The 18,886-nt window shown below is 50.2% G+C and carries 11 protein-coding genes; 2 read left to right on the top strand and 9 right to left on the bottom strand.

The features are described 5' to 3' along the window. Positions 1 to 134 precede the first annotated feature (134 nt). The 7 genes from Mal48_RS10610 to Mal48_RS10640 all read right to left on the bottom strand — a co-directional run bounded on the left by Mal48_RS10610 (position 135) and on the right by Mal48_RS10640 (position 13,249). Positions 135 to 1,370, bottom strand: a complete 1,236-nt coding sequence (locus Mal48_RS10610; protein ID WP_145198758.1) for a sialidase family protein — start codon at positions 1,368 to 1,370, stop codon at positions 135 to 137. A 67-nt stretch (positions 1,371 to 1,437) separates the two neighbouring features. Further along, on the bottom strand, positions 1,438 to 2,283 hold the full coding sequence (locus Mal48_RS10615; protein WP_231739984.1) for an SGNH/GDSL hydrolase family protein: 846 nt from the start codon (positions 2,281 to 2,283) through the stop codon (positions 1,438 to 1,440). Positions 2,284 to 2,529: 246 nt separating this feature from the next. Next, positions 2,530 to 3,993 (bottom strand): DUF1501 domain-containing protein, encoded by a 1,464-nt coding sequence (locus Mal48_RS10620; RefSeq protein WP_145198760.1) that lies wholly within the window; start codon positions 3,991 to 3,993, stop codon positions 2,530 to 2,532. A gap of 32 nt (positions 3,994 to 4,025) precedes the next feature. After that, on the bottom strand, positions 4,026 to 6,497 hold the full coding sequence (locus Mal48_RS10625; RefSeq protein WP_197442240.1) for a PSD1 and planctomycete cytochrome C domain-containing protein: 2,472 nt from the start codon (positions 6,495 to 6,497) through the stop codon (positions 4,026 to 4,028). Between the two features lie 192 nt (positions 6,498 to 6,689). Then, the gene (locus tag Mal48_RS10630; protein ID WP_145198766.1) at positions 6,690 to 9,056 is read right to left on the bottom strand and encodes a PPC domain-containing protein; all 2,367 of its coding nucleotides are present in this window, start codon (positions 9,054 to 9,056) and stop codon (positions 6,690 to 6,692) included. 306 nt (positions 9,057 to 9,362) lie between these two features. Next, entirely contained in the window at positions 9,363 to 10,706 is a 1,344-nt protein-coding gene (locus Mal48_RS10635; RefSeq protein WP_145198769.1) for a DUF1501 domain-containing protein, read from the bottom strand. An 83-nt stretch (positions 10,707 to 10,789) separates the two neighbouring features. Continuing rightward, the gene (locus Mal48_RS10640; RefSeq protein ID WP_231739985.1) at positions 10,790 to 13,249 is read right to left on the bottom strand and encodes a DUF1553 domain-containing protein; all 2,460 of its coding nucleotides are present in this window, start codon (positions 13,247 to 13,249) and stop codon (positions 10,790 to 10,792) included. A gap of 339 nt (positions 13,250 to 13,588) precedes the next feature. Here Mal48_RS10640 and Mal48_RS10645 point away from each other — a divergent pair, with 339 nt between their 5' ends. Next, on the top strand, positions 13,589 to 15,187 hold the full coding sequence (locus tag Mal48_RS10645) for a transposase (RefSeq protein WP_145196549.1): 1,599 nt from the start codon (positions 13,589 to 13,591) through the stop codon (positions 15,185 to 15,187). A gap of 234 nt (positions 15,188 to 15,421) precedes the next feature. After that, complete coding sequence (locus tag Mal48_RS10650) at positions 15,422 to 16,924, top strand: hypothetical protein (protein ID WP_145198772.1); 1,503 nt, start codon at positions 15,422 to 15,424, stop codon at positions 16,922 to 16,924. 74 nt (positions 16,925 to 16,998) lie between these two features. On the opposite strand, the gene Mal48_RS10655 is transcribed toward Mal48_RS10650, so the two are convergent. Next, positions 16,999 to 18,249, bottom strand: a complete 1,251-nt coding sequence (locus Mal48_RS10655) for an FG-GAP repeat domain-containing protein (protein WP_145198775.1) — start codon at positions 18,247 to 18,249, stop codon at positions 16,999 to 17,001. A 71-nt stretch (positions 18,250 to 18,320) separates the two neighbouring features. Next, entirely contained in the window at positions 18,321 to 18,809 is a 489-nt protein-coding gene (locus Mal48_RS10660) for an MEKHLA domain-containing protein (protein WP_145198778.1), read from the bottom strand. Positions 18,810 to 18,886: the final 77 nt, after the last annotated feature.

An 18,886-nucleotide genomic window follows, 5' to 3' on the forward strand; every position in this document is an offset into this window, starting at 1 on the left:
TAGTCGTGCATATGAAGGGTGCTCTCCATTACGTGGAGAGTACATTTCTACGAGACGGCCCCAATCAGTGGAGGCCAGTCCGGAGTAAATCCAGTCTTTTACCCTGACTCAGTCGCAGCAAACCGTTCTGTAGATTACCAGAGCGGAAGCTTGTTCGGTTTTGCCCATTTGATACGTGCAAGAAGAACATCTCCCTTGTAACCATCACGCGGCATCCATTCTCCGACGGTTACCCAGGATTCGTGTGGGCTGGCGTGCGTGATGTTGAAATTCCCCATCAGAGCGACCTTGTCAGGTTCGTTGACACCGTCGCCAACGATCGGCAACACAACTTGTTCTGTCGACTTGATCAGGCATCTCTTTTCGACATCGACCTGAGCCACCCACAATGGTGACCTCCAGCGAATCACGTTTTTGTTCGACTTGTCTTCTCGTGTGTAAACGAGAAACAGACCGTCGCTGTGTGTGAGCCAATGTTGCTGGGTTGTCGACATCTTCAGCGGTGTTCCATCTTCCCAAGTCCACGCTTTCTTCTCTTCCCAGTGAATCCCATCTTCGCTGGAACTGAGATACCCCTGATCATCTTCCGCTCGAATGGTCATCCAAAACTTATTCTGAAATTCCGTCACACTCGGTTCGAGCAGGCCTCTTCCAACACGATTTTCCAATGGAGGACCAACTTCCAGAAGTTTCAGGTCCTCTCCATTAAAACTCGCGCGAACCCCGGAAACCATTCTGTTTACCGACTCGGGACCAAATGTGAATGACATCTGCACATCTCCATTCGGCAAAACAACCCGTTGCCCACAATTATTTGTGTAGATGTTTTTACCGCGAGGGTCATCCCATTCCAGGATTTTTCTTTTTGACCACTTCCCTGACTGGTCACGAGTGACATAGACCGGATATCTCGAAAGCTGTTCTTTTCGTGCGAAATATTTCCCTTTGTAAAAGACAACATGCCCCAGCGCAAGTATTGAATCCGACTGCGGATGATACTGCGGTGTCACATCGCAGACAGCCGCTTTCAAGTCATCTGCACGACCGGGAATTGGATCTCGACCTAACGCTGCGATCGGTTCTGGATCGCTCCACGTTTTGCCGAGATCGGAAGAAGTCGACCAATGCACTTGCCCGAAGTAATCTGATCCTCCGATCTCCTGGAGAGTCATCAAGGCGACCGGTTTTCCATCAGGCCCCGGCATCATGCAGGCCCGTGGATGAAACCATGTCGCCCCTTTTCCATCACGATTCGTCCACAACGTCTCTTTTGAGATCGACGCAATGAGCTTTGGCTGCTCAGTAGATTGAGCAATGCTAACCGCTGCGAAATTTGAAAGCGTGACGCAGCATAAAAGAAAACGAATCATAACGAACTCTTCAAATTTTTTGAGTGAGGAACTTTTCAGTCAGTAGAAAGGTGCGATTCGATCTATCCTACTTCTGGTAACGCTTCCGAATAATTTCAGCTAGATACTTCGCAGTTTCATCAGCAATTACATTGTAACCAGCAAGATTCGGATGACGGTCTCCTGCCCAGCCGGGAAGGTGTCCGAGGATACCGTCGAGTTCGTTTGCCATGACCACAACACTTGGTCCGACGACATACGGCTTCACAAGTGCGTGATACTTTTCGGGAACCTTAGAAAGTGGGTAGCGGCGATAATTCAGCATGTTGTACCCCTTCGTCAATTCCTCAGCATAACGAGGGTAAATGTCGAAGACTTCCAGTTTCTCCTTCTCAGCAACTTGGCGAACAAGATCATTGATCTCTTTACTTGTTTCCTCATTCGCAAACGGGATCACCGTCATCGGGATCAACACCGCTTGCGGATGATCTTCTCGAAGTTTGCTCAGTAATTCGTGAAAATCCTTGGGGAAGTTCTCCGGAAAGTTTTCTCGTCGAGCACGATCGTTGAGTCCATATCGAATAAAGATGTAATCCACCCCCGGAAGCTTTTCTGCATCGCGTTGATATCTTCCGGAATCAAATAAGCGACGAATGTATTCACCACTCAAGCTCGAGTTAATGACATGACACGGTGGCAGATCACCTTCGGCTGCGAGGAGTTGTTCGAGGACCTGCTCCAGGTGCGGGCCTTCCGGTTTAATCTTTCGGGGGATACTTCCCTCGGTGGTACTGTCTCCCAGCAAGAGAATCTGAATCTTTCCATCGTGCTCGGCATTCGCTGTCCGCTGCGTTGAAATGAGCGTCGCAAAGACCAGCATTGCGAGAATCAAAACAGGATGACTTCTCAAAACACGAAGATGCAATTCTCTCATCGAAGCTCTTTCTGAGGGATGTTTTGTTGATATGCAGATTTCATCACTTTGTTCATTCAAGCATCACAGTCTCTGAGAGACGACGATGCTTGAAACTACTATAATGAAGAGCCCTCTGCTCTCAAACCCAGTTGGGGGATAGCTCGATTGGACAAGAGTGATGCAGGTTAGAACTGGTCCTGAAACGTGAAATTGCTCTCTCAAACGTTGAGGAAAGCGGCTATTCCAGAGGTTTTCGGACTGGTTCTAAACAGAATCAGAAATCAGTTGCGGGACGACATTCCCGGCAACGTCTGTGAGACGAAAATCGCGTCCCTGAAATCGATAGGTCAACCGTTTGTGGTCGAGCCCAAACTGATGAAGCACTGTTGCATGGAGATCATGAATGTGAACAGGATCTTCGGCGACACCCCAGCCAATATCGTCGGTCTCGCCAATCACTTGCCCACCTTTGACTCCACCGCCAGCCAGCCACATGCTGAACGAATATGGATGATGATCGCGACCAGTGACGGTCTTGAAGTTGGACCGGTTTTCCCCAAGCGGCGTACGACCAAACTCACCTCCCCAAATCACGAGAGTCTCATCAAGCAGGCCACGCTGTTTGAGGTCTTTCAATAAAGCTGCGACTGGTTGATCGGAAATTTCGGTATACCGCTCCAGTCCACGATCGAGGTTACTGTGATGATCCCACGTCGAAAGGAAGAGCGTGACAAACCTCACGCCACGTTCAATCATTCGTCTGGCGAGCAAACAATTTCGAGCGTAGGACCCCATAAAACCTGCGGTTGATCCCTTCTCATTGTCGGGGCGATCAAGTCCGTACGCTTCGAGAGTCGCTTTGGACTCACCTGATAAGTCAATCAGGCTGGGGGCCGTTTGCTGCATCCGAAAAGCCAATTCGTATGCTTCAATTCGGCTGGCGACTTCTGGATTTCGTATTTCCTCATACCGCAGCTGATTCAACTCGTTGATCGTCTGCAAACTCCGTTTTTGAAATTCTCGCGAGACACCTTGCGGATTCTCCAGGTTTAAAACTGGGCTCCCTTGATTGCGAAACGGAGTCCCGGAGTATTGCGAAGGCAAAAAACCACTCGACCAACTATTTGCTCCACCGGGGAGGCCTCTTCCCAATGTCGTCATGACGACATAGCTGGGCAAATTGTTCGATTCACTCCCCAGCCCGTATGTCAACCAAGAGCCAAGAGAGGGCCAGCCTTGCAAGGGCGATCCGGTGAGCATCATGAGTTGCCCCGGAAGGTGGTTGAACTGCTCGCCATGCATGGAACGGACTAAAGCGATATCGTCCACACAGGTACTCAGGTGCGGCAGAAGATCGGAAAGGTCCATTCCACACTCGCCGTACTTTTGAAATTTTCGCGGACTCCCCATCAGCCGCGCACTCTCTTTCTGTATGAATGCAAACTTAATTTCATTCAACAGCGACTCCGGCATCGGCTGCCCATCAAGCTCATTCAGGCGAGGCTTGGGGTCGAAGAGGTCCATTTGGCTTGGACCACCTTCCATAAACAGGCAGATGCAGCGTTTCGCAGTCGGGGCGAAGTGAGTGAGTGGGTGCGCAGAGTCTCCTGCGAGCAGGCCATCTTCATTGAGAAGCGACGCGAGCCCCAACATTCCGAGACCGCTGGCTGATGAAGTGAAGAAGTCTCGGCGCTGTTGATTGAAAAGCCTTGCGGTGGGGGTTGTCATGTCAAGAATACCTTTGGTGAAGGCGAATTGTCTCAGTTGCGTGTGATGAATTCATCGAGGTTCATCACGATTCTTGCAATGCCAGTCATCGCATTGTGACGAACAGATTCTTCCGAATCATTGGATGGAGAATCAATGAGCATCAAGTCGTGATACGCAGCGAGAAGATATTTGAATTCCGCATCACGCGGAGGTCTTCCGAGGCATCGCAGAAAAATCTCGCGAATCGCCAAATCTGGAGAGTCCTGATTTTCCTCAGCCATCTCCTCTCCCAGAACCTCAGCACACTCGTAGAAGACCGGGTCGTTTAAGAGGGTGAGAGCCTGGAGCGGCGTGTTCGATCGTTCTCGACGACTGCATGAAGTCGCCGAATCGGATGCATCGAATGTCATCAACATCGGATAAGGAACTGTCCGTTTGAAAAAGATATACATCCCACGACGATAGCGTTCGGTTCCCTGACTGACGGGCCATTTGACGCTACGCCCGACTTCTGTCACGAAGTCCGGAAGCGGCGGACGAATTCCTTTGCGACCAATTGTGCGGTCCAGCAATCCACTCGCAGTGAGGTGCAGATCACGCACCGTTTCTGCAGTGACTCGAAAACTGTTTTGTCGCCAAAGAAGTTGGTTACTGAGTTCGCTTTGCTCGGGGACCGAATTGAATCCTGAGGACATTCGGTAGGTTGAAGAGTTGACGATGAGCCGAATCATCTCTTTGCGACTCCAGCCACGAGTTCGATACTCACTCGCCAGCCAATCGAGCAATAGTGGATGAGTCGGAGGAGCCCCTTTGTTTCCGAAGTCTCCCGGAGTCGAAACGATTCCAACACCGAATAATTGCTGCCAGATCCTGTTCACCGCGACCCTAGCAGTCAGCGGATTCTCTTCGTGAAAAAGCCAACGTGCTAAATCCAGTCGATCAGGAGTCTCTGCTCGTGCTCTTAATCGAGGAAGGGCTTCAGGGGTATCCAGATCAACTTTCTCTCCGGGGCGATTATAAACACCGCGAATATGCACGAAGGTTTCCCGTCGATCTTTTTTCCGTTCCGTAAATGCTCGAGCTTTGGTCGATGGCTTTGAAGGCCGCTTGCCAAGTTGCCTCGCCAGTCGCTTTTCGAAAGCCTTCCAGGCTGTCTCATCGGTTCGGTAAAAACTCTCCAACTTTTTCAAGTCCGTTGACTTCTTATATTTTTTGAAAATCTGCTTGACCTCGTCGCGTTGCTCTTCGGTGAGCCCCTCTTTTTCGAATGAGACCAATTCAGTTGTCAGTTCGTCCCAACCGGGTTGCCAACTTTTCAGATTCTCTTCGTATTCCGCAATTTCCCAAGGCTGTGTTGCTGTGACACCTATTTCATCGGCGTTATTGAAGAATGCGTACAGCTGATAGAATTCTTTCTGACTGACAGGGTCATGTTTATGATCGTGACATTCCGCGCAGCCGAACGTCAGTCCGAGCCAGACCATCCCGGTGGTGTTGACTCGATCGATAATTTCTTTTGTGCGGTACAACTCCAGATCAACTCCCGCTTCAGTATTGCGGAGTGTGTTCCGGTGAAAACCAGTCGCAATTTTTTGTTCGAGAGTTGGATTCTCCAGTAAATCGCCAGCCAGTTGCTCTATGGAGAACTGGTCAAACGGAAGATCGTCGTTGATGGCGTTAATCACCCATTCACGATAGACCCAGGCATGCGGCCGCTCACTGTCTCCAAGGTATCCTTCACTGTCTGCGTAACGAGCGAGGTCAAGCCAGTGACGCCCCCAGTGTTCACCAAAGTGCGGCGACTCTAAAAATTCATCCACCAACTTCTCGTAGGCATCCGGCGAGGCATCATTCACAAAGCTCTCAACCTGCTCGTGAGAGGGTGGCAATCCGATTAAATCCAATGACAAGCGTCGAACGAGAGTGTGTCGATCTGCAGTCGGAGCCGGTTTCAAATTGGCATCCTGATGCCGAGCGGCGATGAACGCATCGATCGGATTTCGAACTGGAAAGTCTTCAGGAGCTCTTGCAATTTCTGGCGGCGATGGATGTTCAAGTGGTTCTAGTGACCAGAGCGATGGAAGTTCGAGTTCGACGTTCTCCGGCCATTTCGCTCCTTCATCGATCCACCGTCGAAGGATTGAAATTTCCTTTTCGCTTAACGGTGCCGACTCTTGAGGCATCTCCGCAACGCCGTCGTACGGCGTGATCAAATCGATTAAATAGCTGGAGCTGATGTCTCCCGGTTCAATTGTTGCGCCACTCTCTCCCCCCTGGAAAGCTGCTTCGCGGGACTGGAGCGAGAGTCCTCCACGGTGGTCTCTTTTGTTGTGACAACGGAGGCAATGATTCTCCAGAATCGGAGCAACATCACGCTCAAAAATCACAGGGGCTGCTGACAACTCGGCGGCACATAAAATTGGCCCCACCAGCATGACTGTCAGTATCATTGTCAGAAGAATTAGCAGCCTGGATGCCTGTGCGAACATGCTGAGCGTGAACCGATTGAACCTGTAAAACATCAGCATTCCGTACCTCGTTTTCCTCTCTCTGTTTTTGACATGATACGTCAGAAAATAGATCTCTCAAGAGACCATCACCTGCGTTGCGATTCATGTCCAGAACTTAAGTTGCTAAGAGAAGCAACCCGAAACTTGTGAAGTCTACTCTTTCCTCAATGTTTGAGGGGGCGAATTCAGCTATCGGGATCAGTTCTACTTACCTCTATCATCGGTCAGTGCAACGTTTGTGGAAGTGATGATCACTGTTGTTTCCGAAATGACCGGATATTTTCCTGATTGCATCACTGTTGTCCGGATCGTGAGATCACTTTCATGATAAGCAGCGTTGTGAGACTTGATCAAAACTGGTAGCTGAACATGTTGTTCTTTGGATGAAACGGTCAATGGTTGAGCAGAAAAGTTGTTGTCTTTCGAAACAATCTCTACAAGGATCGGTTCCTGTAATTGTTGAGACCGTCGAATTGTAATTGGGACACTGAACGTTTCACCGGAAGCAACTTCGAATTCCTCCTGGTCTGCTGAGACTTTGAGCAGAGCGCCTGTTGGCAAAAATCCCATGCGAGTTTTCTGCCGGGTGAGCGAGTACCGAATGTTTCCTTGAGGGTCACGAACCTTTGCCACTCCGTTGACGACCATTCGTGAGGTCCGCGTTGTCTCCAACCATTCAGGCAAATAGACCGGATAGAGAATGCGTTCGATTCCTGCAGGGACGTCCAGTTCCGGACCGCGAATACCTTGTCGATGTCGACCTTGCTTCGCTGCCATTTCCAATCGTATCACCTCATCGAATCCGGGCTCGCGCTCAATCAAAACTGGAGCTGGAAACGTTGTTCCGCGCGGCCATTTGGTGACATCATCCTTCCCTTCTGCATCGATTGAGTAGGGAGGCTTAATTGTTGTTGCGATCAGGATTGGGCTCGAAGCTTGCTGAACGGTCTCCTTGTCATTGAGCATCGCGAGACCGTTGATCGTCACCAAACGACCTGTTACCGCGGCATCGGCAGCAATATCGATTTCAACGGAGAGAGCAGATTTCCCAGCTGGAATCTCCAGGTCTTTGGGAACGGTGACACCATCCGCAAGGTTCGAAAAGGAAACGGAAATCGGCTGTTTGAAACCGGGATTCCGAATCACTTTGAGTGCGAGTTTTGTTTTCTCTCCCAGCGATGCATTGATCCGCTCCGGGACGATGAAAGAAAAACCTGGCTGAGTTGGCTGAACGAGCAACCGATAAACCGCGTCACGACGGCCACTTTGTCCAGAGAAATCGGCGACGCGAATCTGGTAGTCGCCGTCAGCTGGAACGGTAAAGTGCAAAAGAGCATCGGTCGTATTCAAGGCGTCATCGTTGCGAGCAAGCTCCTTCCCATCTTTATCTGCAACTGAGAGCGCAACGTCTAGAGGAGAACCGATTTCTTGAGCGATCGCCCGAATGGTCCAGGTATCTCCCTTCCCCCCCGAGATTTGATATTCGTCTTCTTCAAATTTCTTGTCGAGCACTCCAGTCGCGGAACCGGGAGAGGAAATTTTTTGAACCGCCTCTGCAGTCTCTATTGATTCAGGGAATTCGCTGAGGAACAGCGTAAAATCAGAGGCAGTCCCGTAAGGTGTCTCAAGCTGATACGAAAATGAACTTTGTGAATCAGTTGCGGGAAAGGAAACTTGACGCGTCACAGATTCCAGATTCGCTTCCCCGCTGGCAATTCCATATCCGATAAATTCAACTTCCTGAGTAGTCCCTCGTTGCCCCGCCGAAGGTATCGCAGCCACCACACGCGGTGTTTCAGAAAGATGCATGCGATACACAAACGACCGATTACCACGAAAATCGATGTCGTAAATCTTGATCGTGAAGGATTGGTCTTTCTGAGCAAGAAATGTCACAGCCGTATCGTTCCCGGCAGTGTCAAACGTGCTGGAAATTTTAGTGCCACTTGAGTCAAAGACTTCCATTGCGGCATTCAGAGGAGAGCCAAGACCTTGAGCAACCAGAGAGCAAGAGACAGGCCCAGACTTCGTCGCTATGAATTGATAGCAGTCGACCTCTTCGACCTTTCGGATTTGACCAGAAACGGTGACCGGCAACTTCGCCAGAGTTTGCGCGGTCGAGCGATCTGCATCTTCGATTTCCTCGTCTCCACTTCCCACCATAAACTGTCCAGTTGCGGTTGCTCCATTTGCATTGGCAGCTTGCCACCGAACAACTCCTGGTGGAACATCAGCTGGAATTGTCAATCTTGCGCGGGCTTCACGTGGCAGTAAAAAAGGTGCTCGTCGTGACTTTTTCCCAAACCAGTAGGGCGGCTCAGGAACGATCACAGGCCCAGCTGGAGCAATGATCTCCAGCTTGATTCGATGGTCGTGGACAAAAACTTCCATGTCCGGCGTCCAGTCATAGCCTCCCAAAACAACCTCGGTCGTGGTCCCCGATGGCCCTCCTGGTGGATACATATAGCCGATAGCGGGCGGAGTCTGAGCGTGGACTCTCGCTGTCATCAAGAGAACCAGTAGTGATGCGGCGATCAGCTTTTGAACACAAAATAGAACTTGCATTTTCATCCAGAACACTTTCGTGTTTTTTTGTGTCCGTGAAGTATGCTTTTCATGTCATGAATCGCTTATCTCCACGAGACTGTTCGCGGACTTCTTTATCAAAACTACGTTAGAACACTTTCGTGTTTCTTGTGTCCGTGAAGTATGCTTTTCATGCCATGAATCGCTTATTTCCACGAGACCGTTCGCGTACTTCTTTTCAAAACTGCGACTGTACACTTTCGTGTTTCTTGCGTCCGTGAAGAATGCTTTTCATGTCACGAATCGCTTATTTCCACGAGACTGTTCGCGGACTTCTTTATCAAAACTGCGTTAGACCAACCCCGGGATCATCTTCCCGCCATCAACGATTGGGACGGGACGCCCTAAGGGGCCGAGATACGTTTTTGTGGGATCGATCCCCATCAGTCTTGAAATCGTAAACAGTAAATCGTTGACACCAACTGGCTCGGTGGTCGGTTCAGCTGCGTGCTTATCAGTTGCCCCTATGACCTGTCCCGGTTTGATTCCGCCGCCGGCGAGAATAATCGTTTGTGCCATCGACCAGTGATCTCGCCCTGCCCTCGCATTGACTCGGGGCGTTCGTCCCATCTCGCCCATCATCACGACGAGAGTTTCGTCGAGCAACCCTCGCTCTTCCAGGTCAGCCACAAGTGTGCTGAACGCTCTATCGGCATAAGGAATGAGATCTGTTTGCAGGCTGGGAAAACAATTGAAGTGAACGTCCCAACCGGGTGCGTCAACACCTACAAACCGACAACCACCCTCGACGAGCCGTCTCGCCAAGAGTGTGCATTGACCAAGCTGAGTGCGACCGTAAGCATCGCGGACCGAGTCTGGTTCTGCGTGAATGTCAAAGGCTTTTTTTGCTTCGGGTGACGCAATTAAATCGTAAGCCTTGTTGTAATAGGTGGACATCACTTTGGCTTGCCCGCGAGTCCGTTCTCGTTCGATGCTGTCGATTCCAGCCAGAAGTTTTTTCCGTACGTCAAGACGCTGTTGCGTCAGGCCATCCGGCGGGCGGAGGTCTTTGACTTCAAAATCAGGCTGTGTGGGATCAGCTTCAATGACAAATGGAGCATGTTCAGCTCCATAAAACCCTGGACCTCCGGCAGCCATGGGGTGTGGCAAATTCATATAGGCGGGAAGCGCACCACGTGGACCACATTCACGAGAGACGACAGAGCCGAGAGATGGGAAGAAATCGTTATTCGGGATTGGATTGTCACCATCAGCGAAGGTTGGCTTTCGACCCGTCATGACATAATGATAACCGGTCGTGTGCCCATTCACACGATGACTGTGGCTGCGAATAATCGTGTATTTGTCAGCAACTTTCGCACACAATGGCAACTGATCCGTGACGAATGTTCCCGTAACATTTGTTGGGATCGGGCTAAAAGGACCACGAATTTCGACCGGTGCATGAGGTTTGGGATCCCACATATCCTGATGCGGTGGCCCCCCTTCAAGAAACAGAAAAATACACGACTTGGCTTTTGCTGATTTCGGCGAAGCTGCTTTGGCTTGCAACTCGAGCAAGCGAGGAAGAGTCAGCCCACCAATTAAACCAGATGTCCCAAGACGCAAAAGATGACGTCGTGAAATTCCGTTGCACATTGAATTGCTTCGGCTGCCGAGCGAAATTCTAAACATTTTCGATCCTTGTGCTCGATCCTTGTGATAAATATTCACAAACTCAATCGCAGAATTGTGCTGACCGTCAATCATTCAACACGTTAATGATTGAACACAAATTCTTTCGAGTTGAGCAACGCCCAAAGAACGTCTTCAGTCGCTGCAAAATGGTCGTTATTTGATTCTTCAAATGCTTGTCGCATCAGATTTCTTTCCTCGTCTGTCGGAAAACGGGAAAGAGTCCTGAGGTACAATTCGTCGACAATTTCATTCGGTGAGAATTTCCCCGCCAGACGTCGTGCTGTTCCGTGACGATGGCGAATTTTCTCCGCGATTTCCGGCGAGTTGAGTAAGTGCATCGCCTGTGAAATACTCGGCTGATTACTCCGTTCGCATTCACAAACGGTCGCTCGTACTGGCCTCCCAAAGATACGGAAGAAATAGGACGGCATCCGATTGTCCCAAATTTGAATCGCTCGATACCCGTCGGGCCAGCCGTTGTACTTCTCGTTGACACCGGTACTTTGGCAGATCGCGTCGAGCAACACCTCTGCCGGAAGCGTTTTGTATGTCGCGTGAGAGAAGTTCTGAAGATCGTTTTCGTTTGATGGTTTCGTCGCTGAACTTAACTGGTACAAACGAGAATTGAGCAACGTTCTCGTGAAGGCTTTTAGATCGTAGTCAGACTCACGCAAATGTTCAGCAAGTGCTTGCAAGAGCGGTTCGTTCGTCGCCGGATTGGTTTCTCGCATATCGTCAATTGGCTCGACCAAACCGCGAGCGAAATAATGGGACCACAACCGATTGGCAATTGCCTTGGCAAAGAAAGGGTTCTCATCAGCAGTCATCCACTCAGCCAGTTCATGGCGGCGATCATTGACGTTTGAAAAATCAGCAGGTTCGGCTCCCAATGCTCTGGCGGGAACTAATTCTCCGGTGCGAGGATGTGGGAGGTCTTTCCCTCCGAACGACACGAGAGATTGCTCGCCATTTGGAAGCTTTTTGAGTTTCAATCCCGTGAAAAAACCTGCCAGACCGACATAGTCAGCCTGACTCCAACGTTCAGAAGGATGATGATGACATTGCGCACATTCGATGCGCACGCCGAGGAGCAATTGACTGATTGAGCGGGCTGCTTCTTCGGGGGTGTCGAGAATCTTGTAGAACGATCCAGGCCCTTCAGCGGACGTGTTCCCCTGCACGGTCAACAGATCAGTGGCGAGTTGATCAAATGGTCGATTCTCTGCGAAATGTCGCTGCAACCAACGTTGCATTGCTACAGTTCCTTGAGGAGAAATTTTCAACTGATCCGCGCGAAGGATGTCGAGCCATCGCATCGTAGAGTAGTCAGCGTATTCGTCTCGTTCCAAAAGTTCGTCAATTAGCTTTGCACGCTTATTTGAATCTGAACTGGAGAGAAATTGGCGTGCCTCATCAGCTGTTGGTAATGTTCCGATTGTGTCGAGGAACACGCGACGTAAGAACGTCGCATCATCAGAGAGATCACTCGGTTCGATGCCTAATTTTTCGAGCTTGTCCCACGCCAGGTGGTCAATGAAGTTGTTTTCTGGTGGGCGCTCAAATTCGATCTCTGGTTGAGGCATCGTAATTCGGCAGATGGTCACATGTTCCAGATATCGGACCAGAATCGCAGCTTCACCGGGAAGCCTGTTGGCTTGCACAAGCCCCGACAAACTGACTTCGGTGAGAGATTCAGCATTCGATTCGTATTCTGCTTCGCTCGTCACGCAGCGGCGTCGCCCCGAAGCATCAATTGCTGTCACCCGAATTTGCTGAGATTCTCCAGCAAGCAAAGTTTGTTGAGTCGGTTCAATTTCGATTCCAACAATTTGACCGTCGTTGTCAGCTTCGGTTTCAAACTTCGCTCCTTCAGAAATCCATCGTAATAAACGTCGGTCTCGATCACTCTCCGGATCAATTTTTTGCCCACCACCATGTGGAGTCCTTGCCGACCCTTTCAGAAACAATAGGCTCTGCTCAGGGCGAGTCAGTGAAATTCTGCGACCTCGACTCGCCAACGCAATCGCCTGGTAATCCGCATTGGCATCGAATCCGAAAATGCTCAACTGAAAACCATTTTGCCCCTCAGCTTTTCCATGACATCCGCCGGAATTGCAACTTGCTTTCGTCAGGATCGGGATGATTTCGTTCTGAAAGGAAACAGGCCGTGGGGAGGCCAAGCTCTTGATCTCAAGCGGGACTGAATATTTTTGATGCTGATCACTTACCACAAGTTTGCCGCGACCATTCATCACAGGGCGAACCAGCCCGCTTTCACTCACAGTCGCGAGACCTGCCGGGACAATTTCATAACTGACGTTGCGAGTTAAATCATGCGACTTCACTTTTGAGACGACATTGGTCACTAGAACCTGTTGAGAAGCCTCTGGAGTTTCCAACACGATCTGTTCAGGGTGAATCTGCACCTCCGCCGATGCATCTCGTTGCTCAATACTATTGAGCAAGACGACCATGAAGCACAAGAACGATCTCTGGAAAATTGGAGGGATCATTTGCAGGTGAGGCAGGAGGAAGGACACAACATTTCACATTCAACTCATCAGCGAATTCTAATGGATTCATCGGAATAGAATCTACTCATCTTTCAGAAAACAGTAATTTAATGAGCCTTTGTGCTGCTTGACGAATTCAAACGGCAAGTCAAAACACCATCCCGGGATGAAGAAGATCTATTTCATCACTGAAAAAAGTACGCATTCTTATCTGAATTCTGGCACGTCGAGCGTCAGAGGCTCCCAACGAAGTGGAAGTCCTCCCGCCACTTCCCGCCTGCTTCAAACAGACCTATAAATTGACGGGGCGGCAAAAAGTCTGGTGGTTGGAGTTGTGTCGATTTGGTTTCGCGGTAAATTCGCGACATGCTTACTCTACGCGACCATCACAGCGGTGATCTGTTTGATCCTTGGGAATATCTAGGGCTCAAACGAAGACGTCTTCTTGATCGGAGTTGGGCCGGAGTTTTCAGGGACTATTTGCTGAAGCAGCTTCCCGTCCGTGAGCTTGCTGCCGAATTCCGTGATGATTTTGGGCGTCCGACGAAGGATCTCTACGTCGCCCTGGGGGCATTGATTCTTCAGCAACTCCATGATTTCACCGATCAGCAAACCACCGAAGCGATCGCGTTGAATATCGCTTGGCATTACGCGTTGGATATCAGACAAGATTCTGACGCCTACCTCTGCGAGCGAACACTTCGCAACTATCGCAAGAAAGTACTGGATGCTGGCTTTGATCAAGTTCTTTTCCGCACGCTGACAGACAAACTCATTGAGGAGATTGGCGTCGATACAAGCAAGCAACGTCTTGATTCAACAGCGGTGCGATCAGCCATTCGTGGATTAACGAGGCTGGGAATTTTGGTCGAGGCAACGAGCAAGTTTCTGCGAGAGCTAAAACGAATGCATCCTGAGCAATATTCGTTGGTCGATCCAGAAATGATTCGTAAGTATGTCACTCGAACAGGTGACGGTTGCTTTGGCGACACACGGCCCAGTGAATCCAAAAAGCGGATCACGGAAGCTGCCGAAGATGTCTTTAAGCTCATCGGGCTCTTTCAAAATGCGGAATGTTCGAATTTGGAAAGCTTCCAGTTACTGCAACAAATCTTTCACGAGCAGTGTGAGGTTTCTGATTCCGCTGCAGAGTCCGTCACAGTGCGGCCACCAAGTAAAACGGAATGTGATGGGGTGATCAATCCCGCTGATCCCGATGCCCGCTACAACAAACATCGTGGCACAGGTTATCTCGTGCAGATTATGGAAACGTATGAAGAAGATTCCGAGGAGCCGGATGTCTCAAACACGCCCAAACCTGATCTGATCACTCACGTGGCTGTCGATCCGTTAACGATGCACGATAAAGACGCTCTGCCTCCTGCGTTCAATGACACTGAGCAACGTGGTATCAAGCCGCAGACGCTTCTTGCCGACTCGCACTATGGATCGACTGAGTGTATCGAAAACGGATGTGAGCGCGATGTTGAAATCGTCTCGCCGGCGCAGACGCCCAAGGGAAAGTTGCAGGGCAAGTTCACGCTTGAAGACTTTGAGGTCGATGAAGAAGGATGCATCACATGCTGTCCCACAGGACAGCAGCCATCAGAGACAAGCGTTTCTGGAGTTCGTCTCCAGGTTATTTTTTCGAAGGAGACATGTGAAGGCTGTCCTCACAAGGATCGGTGTCCAGCAGCATCAGTGGGACGCCATTCAGCACGCTATCAATACACACACGATCGCGTGCGTCTTCGACTACGCAGATTGAGGGAAAGAGGGGACGAATTTCGCGACCGCTATCGATGGCGAGCTGGAGTTGAAGCAACCATGTCACGGTTCAAATACCAGATGGGCATGGCTCGATTGCGAGTTCGACGAATGGGTAACATCACCTATGTGGCAACCTTGCGCGCTCTCGGTCTGAACATCCGCCGCGTTGCCGCCTATCGCTCGGCAGCTGGGTAGAATAGGTCGTCTGCGCGAGCATCTGCCAGCCACACAGTCTCATCATGCTTCTTAGCGTCCAACTGTGCAACAATGGAATCGGAAATCGTGTGAGAAAAATCCGCAACCAAAATGTTTTCATACCAGCAAAGACTTCCTTTTTGCCGCCCCGTCATAAATTGAATATCACTCTCCTCCAACCTCGTTGAGTGACCTGCTTGACGCTGTGGATCTTGCCTGCTTACAAAAGTCGGAATGAATCGTGTTCGAAACATCCTGGAATCGACTTCAACGATTGAATCAAAGCGGCTCGCTCCTGCCCTCTTTCGTGGTGGGTTCGTCCTGATCCTGGCGTTGCCGTTGCTTTTGACAGCCTCACTGACGCCCCGCGGAGTTCCCATTACCCATGTCTTACAATTCTTGTTCTACTTGTTCAGTCTGATTGGACTGATCTTGCTAGCGGGTTACGCGACGTTTGAATTCATCGGCACACGCACAAGCGGAGCGACCTCTCTGATTGCGTTGACGGGAATCTCACCTGGGGAATGGTGTTTGGCGAACTCAGTTGAGGCATGGAGTACGTTTCTGATGATCTGGGTCGTGCGGCTTCCGTTTCTGGCATGGCTGGTAACGATGGGCAATTTAAGCTGGGGAACTGTCCTATACCTGGAGATACTCTACCTGGCTCTCTTTGCATGGCTTTCGTCACTGGGATTATTTTTTGGCTCTGAAAGTGTCGCCAAGGGAATCACTTTTGGTGTGGTCTGGGGCGCCTACATGCTATGGGAAGTCCTTTCCAACCTGGGGATCTTATTTCAGGCAATCGCAGCTTATAACGGGGCACAACTCATCCCCAGTCTGGACGACCTCATTCAAGGGCTGATCCACTTGTCAGTTTTCCGCAAAGTTTTAGCCTTAGTCACAGGTGGATTTCGCCCTGACGACCTCGTGCTTCAAGCAGCTGTATTATTGACTTTCACAGGCTTTTGTTTGTGGCGCTACTCCCGAACGATTTTTTCTGAGATTGGCGCGACAACTCTTGGTATTGATGGTGAAACTGCAGCTGAGTCACCGGTAAAGAAAAAGAGAATGCCAAGGTGCTGGCCCGATGCTCTCGCCTGGCAAGCATGCTACTACCACCAAAACGGCATGACCACGATCAAAGGTCGAGCACTCGCGTACGTCCTCCTCATTGCTGTGATTCTGGTGATGAACTACTTCGGACTTTCTGTCACTGAGTATGGATTTTATTTGTGCGCAGGCGCAGGATTGGTAATGTCGCCGATCATGGCAGCCAATCTCTCCCTGGCTCATGAAGTGAAGGAGCAAACGCTTCCTTCACTGTCGATGGCATGTTCAGATCCGATTGAGATCTACAAAGGCTGGCAACGATCTTGGCGACGCACGGCAATTCCAGATCTTCTTTTTCTTCCGGGAGTTCTCGCTGCAATCTCCTGGTCATCGCCGCTGTTTGGCTATTATGTCGCAACTGGAATCATCGGGATCGCCTGCATTGGACCAACTCTCTTCGTTTCCAGCTTTCTGTCAGCATGGAACTGGACGAACATCTTCCGCCTTGCAGGTTCTTTCTTTGCATTTGGATTCATCGCCGGATTAGGAGGTCTCATCGGCTGGACGATAAGCTGGTTCCTGCTGCCGATCGTCGTTCTCCCGTTGCTGTACGCATTCGGTCAATGGGTTCTTTACCAGTACTTGCCGAAAGTTTTCGATCCGCTTCTTGGATCACAAAAGTCATAGCACGCCGGACGCCTCTTGTCCGAATCTATACATGTGAAGAAACGGTTCTCTCCGAAAAACTCAGTGGCCCGAAGCTACTCTACGAGTTCATTCAGAAACACAAACGCGCCCAACTTCGAAGCGGTCAGAACATCGGGTTTGCCATCCTGGTTGAGATCCTTGACCATGATTTGCGTGCCGACCCCGGATTTGTTGTCGATGAGGTGGGGCAGGAAAGTTGGCTTTCCATTGCGAGTCGTCGCTTCAAACCAGTAGACAACCGGAGTTCCCATCGGTTCGACGTCACCTTTCGGGCCGTGCGCCCAGACACGTTTGCCGACGATAATATCTTTGCGTCCATCACCATTGAGATCATGGATTTCCAGAGCATGTGGCTGCGAGAAGGCAACGCCATACTGTTTTTCTTCCTCGCGTGTTCCCATCAACTGATGGTTCAGAAAAATGGTGTCACCAAGCTTAGTAACTGTTGAAGTGTCGTCACTGGGTGCTTGAATTTGCTCGAACCATGAGAGGCCCCATTCATGGGCATGGAGGGACGAGACGAGATCGGCATCCCCATCGTTATCGATATCGTCAACAAAAATTTGTGCTCCACCACGTGATCCGGTTAAACTCCCTTGGTGAAAAGCCCAAGCTGATCTGAACGGTTCTGACTCAGGTTGTTCGTACCAACCATCGTTCAGGATAATGTCTATCCTGCCGTCTGAGTTGATATCTCCCACTCCCTGCCCGTGGTAAAATTGAGGCCAGTCTTGCTGATGACCAACGCCATAAAACTTCCAGGGCAGTTTCGGATCGCTCTCGTCTGGTGAAATGAATCCCCATTCGTTTTCCCAGTGTGCAAGGAGTTCCGGGCGACCGTCTCCATTTACGTCGACCAATGTCGGAGACTCTCCTTTGACGCGCTCGAAAGCGAAATGTTTCTTCCAAGGGCTGTTTGACTTCGCTGGATTTTCGTACCAAAACGCCTGATGCAAATGGACTCGCCCCAAAACGAGAATGTCCAGCCATCCATCTCCGCTCCAGTCATGCAGGAATGTGAACATACTGTTCGAAGGCGAAGCCTCCGGTGGCAACGGAACCGCTTTGTAGAACTCGTGCGTCGCCTTGAAGTCCGGCCCTGCGTACCAAAAAGGACCGCAAACAACATCTACGTCTCCATCGTTGTTGATGTCGCCCGCGTTGATCCCGTCGGCATAGTAGATATTCGTGAGTGTTTGTTTTTTGAACTTCGCAGGGGAAGTCTCCTCAGCATTTGCAGGGATACATGCAGAGACGCAAGAGAGACTCAGAGCGAGAATGGCTACCGGGAGCTTTAAGGACATTGGGAATTTGCTCCGTTCCGGTGTTGAAAGATCGTGACATGTGAATTTGACATTGCCGCTCAGCGATTGATCTATTCGCCTTCTTCTAACATTCTCCACTCAGAGAATGTCGCAGCTTGCCCCTGATAATTGTTTTTGAAGTCAATCAGATTCCAGACTGTGGCCTTGGCGATGAAGAATCGTTTTCCGGTGCTACTGATACGGATGCCGGAATAGTCATCGACGTAGCCATTATTGGTCGTCCGTTTAAGGAGTTGTTTACGTTCGTCACGATGGACTGGCTCAGCTGTCATACGGGAAGGTGTCGCGCAGAGCGTTTTGATGTCCATTTCCCACAGTTCGAGAGCGGTGGCATTTCCGTAATTTAAAGTTGGATCAGGCCGTTTATCGTGCGAGACCACGACAAATGGAGCTTCGAAAAGTCGCTGCGCCTGCTGCTCTGCACTTCCTTCGCGGGAGATCAATTCTTCACCTAGATATTTCTGATACGAGTCCAGCATCAATTGAGTATGCTGAATCCAGTTTCGTTTGAGCCAGGGGCGATCGACGTTCATAGACATGGGGCGTAAAATTGGTTTCGTTTTTTGCGTCACGTTTGTATGGTGTCGCAGTCGTTGATGAATTTGAAATGAGAACC

Source organism: Thalassoglobus polymorphus, from assembly GCF_007744255.1.
GTDB classification, from domain to species: domain Bacteria; phylum Planctomycetota; class Planctomycetia; order Planctomycetales; family Planctomycetaceae; genus Thalassoglobus; species Thalassoglobus polymorphus.

Coding starts and splice junctions, on each gene's coding strand:
- Mal48_RS10635 (WP_145198769.1), bottom strand. CDS start 10,706: ATGTTTAGAATTTCGCTCGGCAGCCGAAGCAATTCAATGTGCAACGGA.
- Mal48_RS10655 (WP_145198775.1), bottom strand. CDS start 18,249: ATGTCCTTAAAGCTCCCGGTAGCCATTCTCGCTCTGAGTCTCTCTTGC.
- Mal48_RS10610 (WP_145198758.1), bottom strand. CDS start 1,370: ATGATTCGTTTTCTTTTATGCTGCGTCACGCTTTCAAATTTCGCAGCG.
- Mal48_RS10660 (WP_145198778.1), bottom strand. CDS start 18,809: ATGTCTATGAACGTCGATCGCCCCTGGCTCAAACGAAACTGGATTCAG.
- Mal48_RS10650 (WP_145198772.1), top strand. CDS start 15,422: ATGAATCGTGTTCGAAACATCCTGGAATCGACTTCAACGATTGAATCA.
- Mal48_RS10615 (WP_231739984.1), bottom strand. CDS start 2,283: ATGAGAGAATTGCATCTTCGTGTTTTGAGAAGTCATCCTGTTTTGATT.
- Mal48_RS10625 (WP_197442240.1), bottom strand. CDS start 6,497: ATGTTTTACAGGTTCAATCGGTTCACGCTCAGCATGTTCGCACAGGCA.
- Mal48_RS10620 (WP_145198760.1), bottom strand. CDS start 3,993: ATGACAACCCCCACCGCAAGGCTTTTCAATCAACAGCGCCGAGACTTC.
- Mal48_RS10630 (WP_145198766.1), bottom strand. CDS start 9,056: ATGAAAATGCAAGTTCTATTTTGTGTTCAAAAGCTGATCGCCGCATCA.
- Mal48_RS10645 (WP_145196549.1), top strand. CDS start 13,589: ATGCTTACTCTACGCGACCATCACAGCGGTGATCTGTTTGATCCTTGG.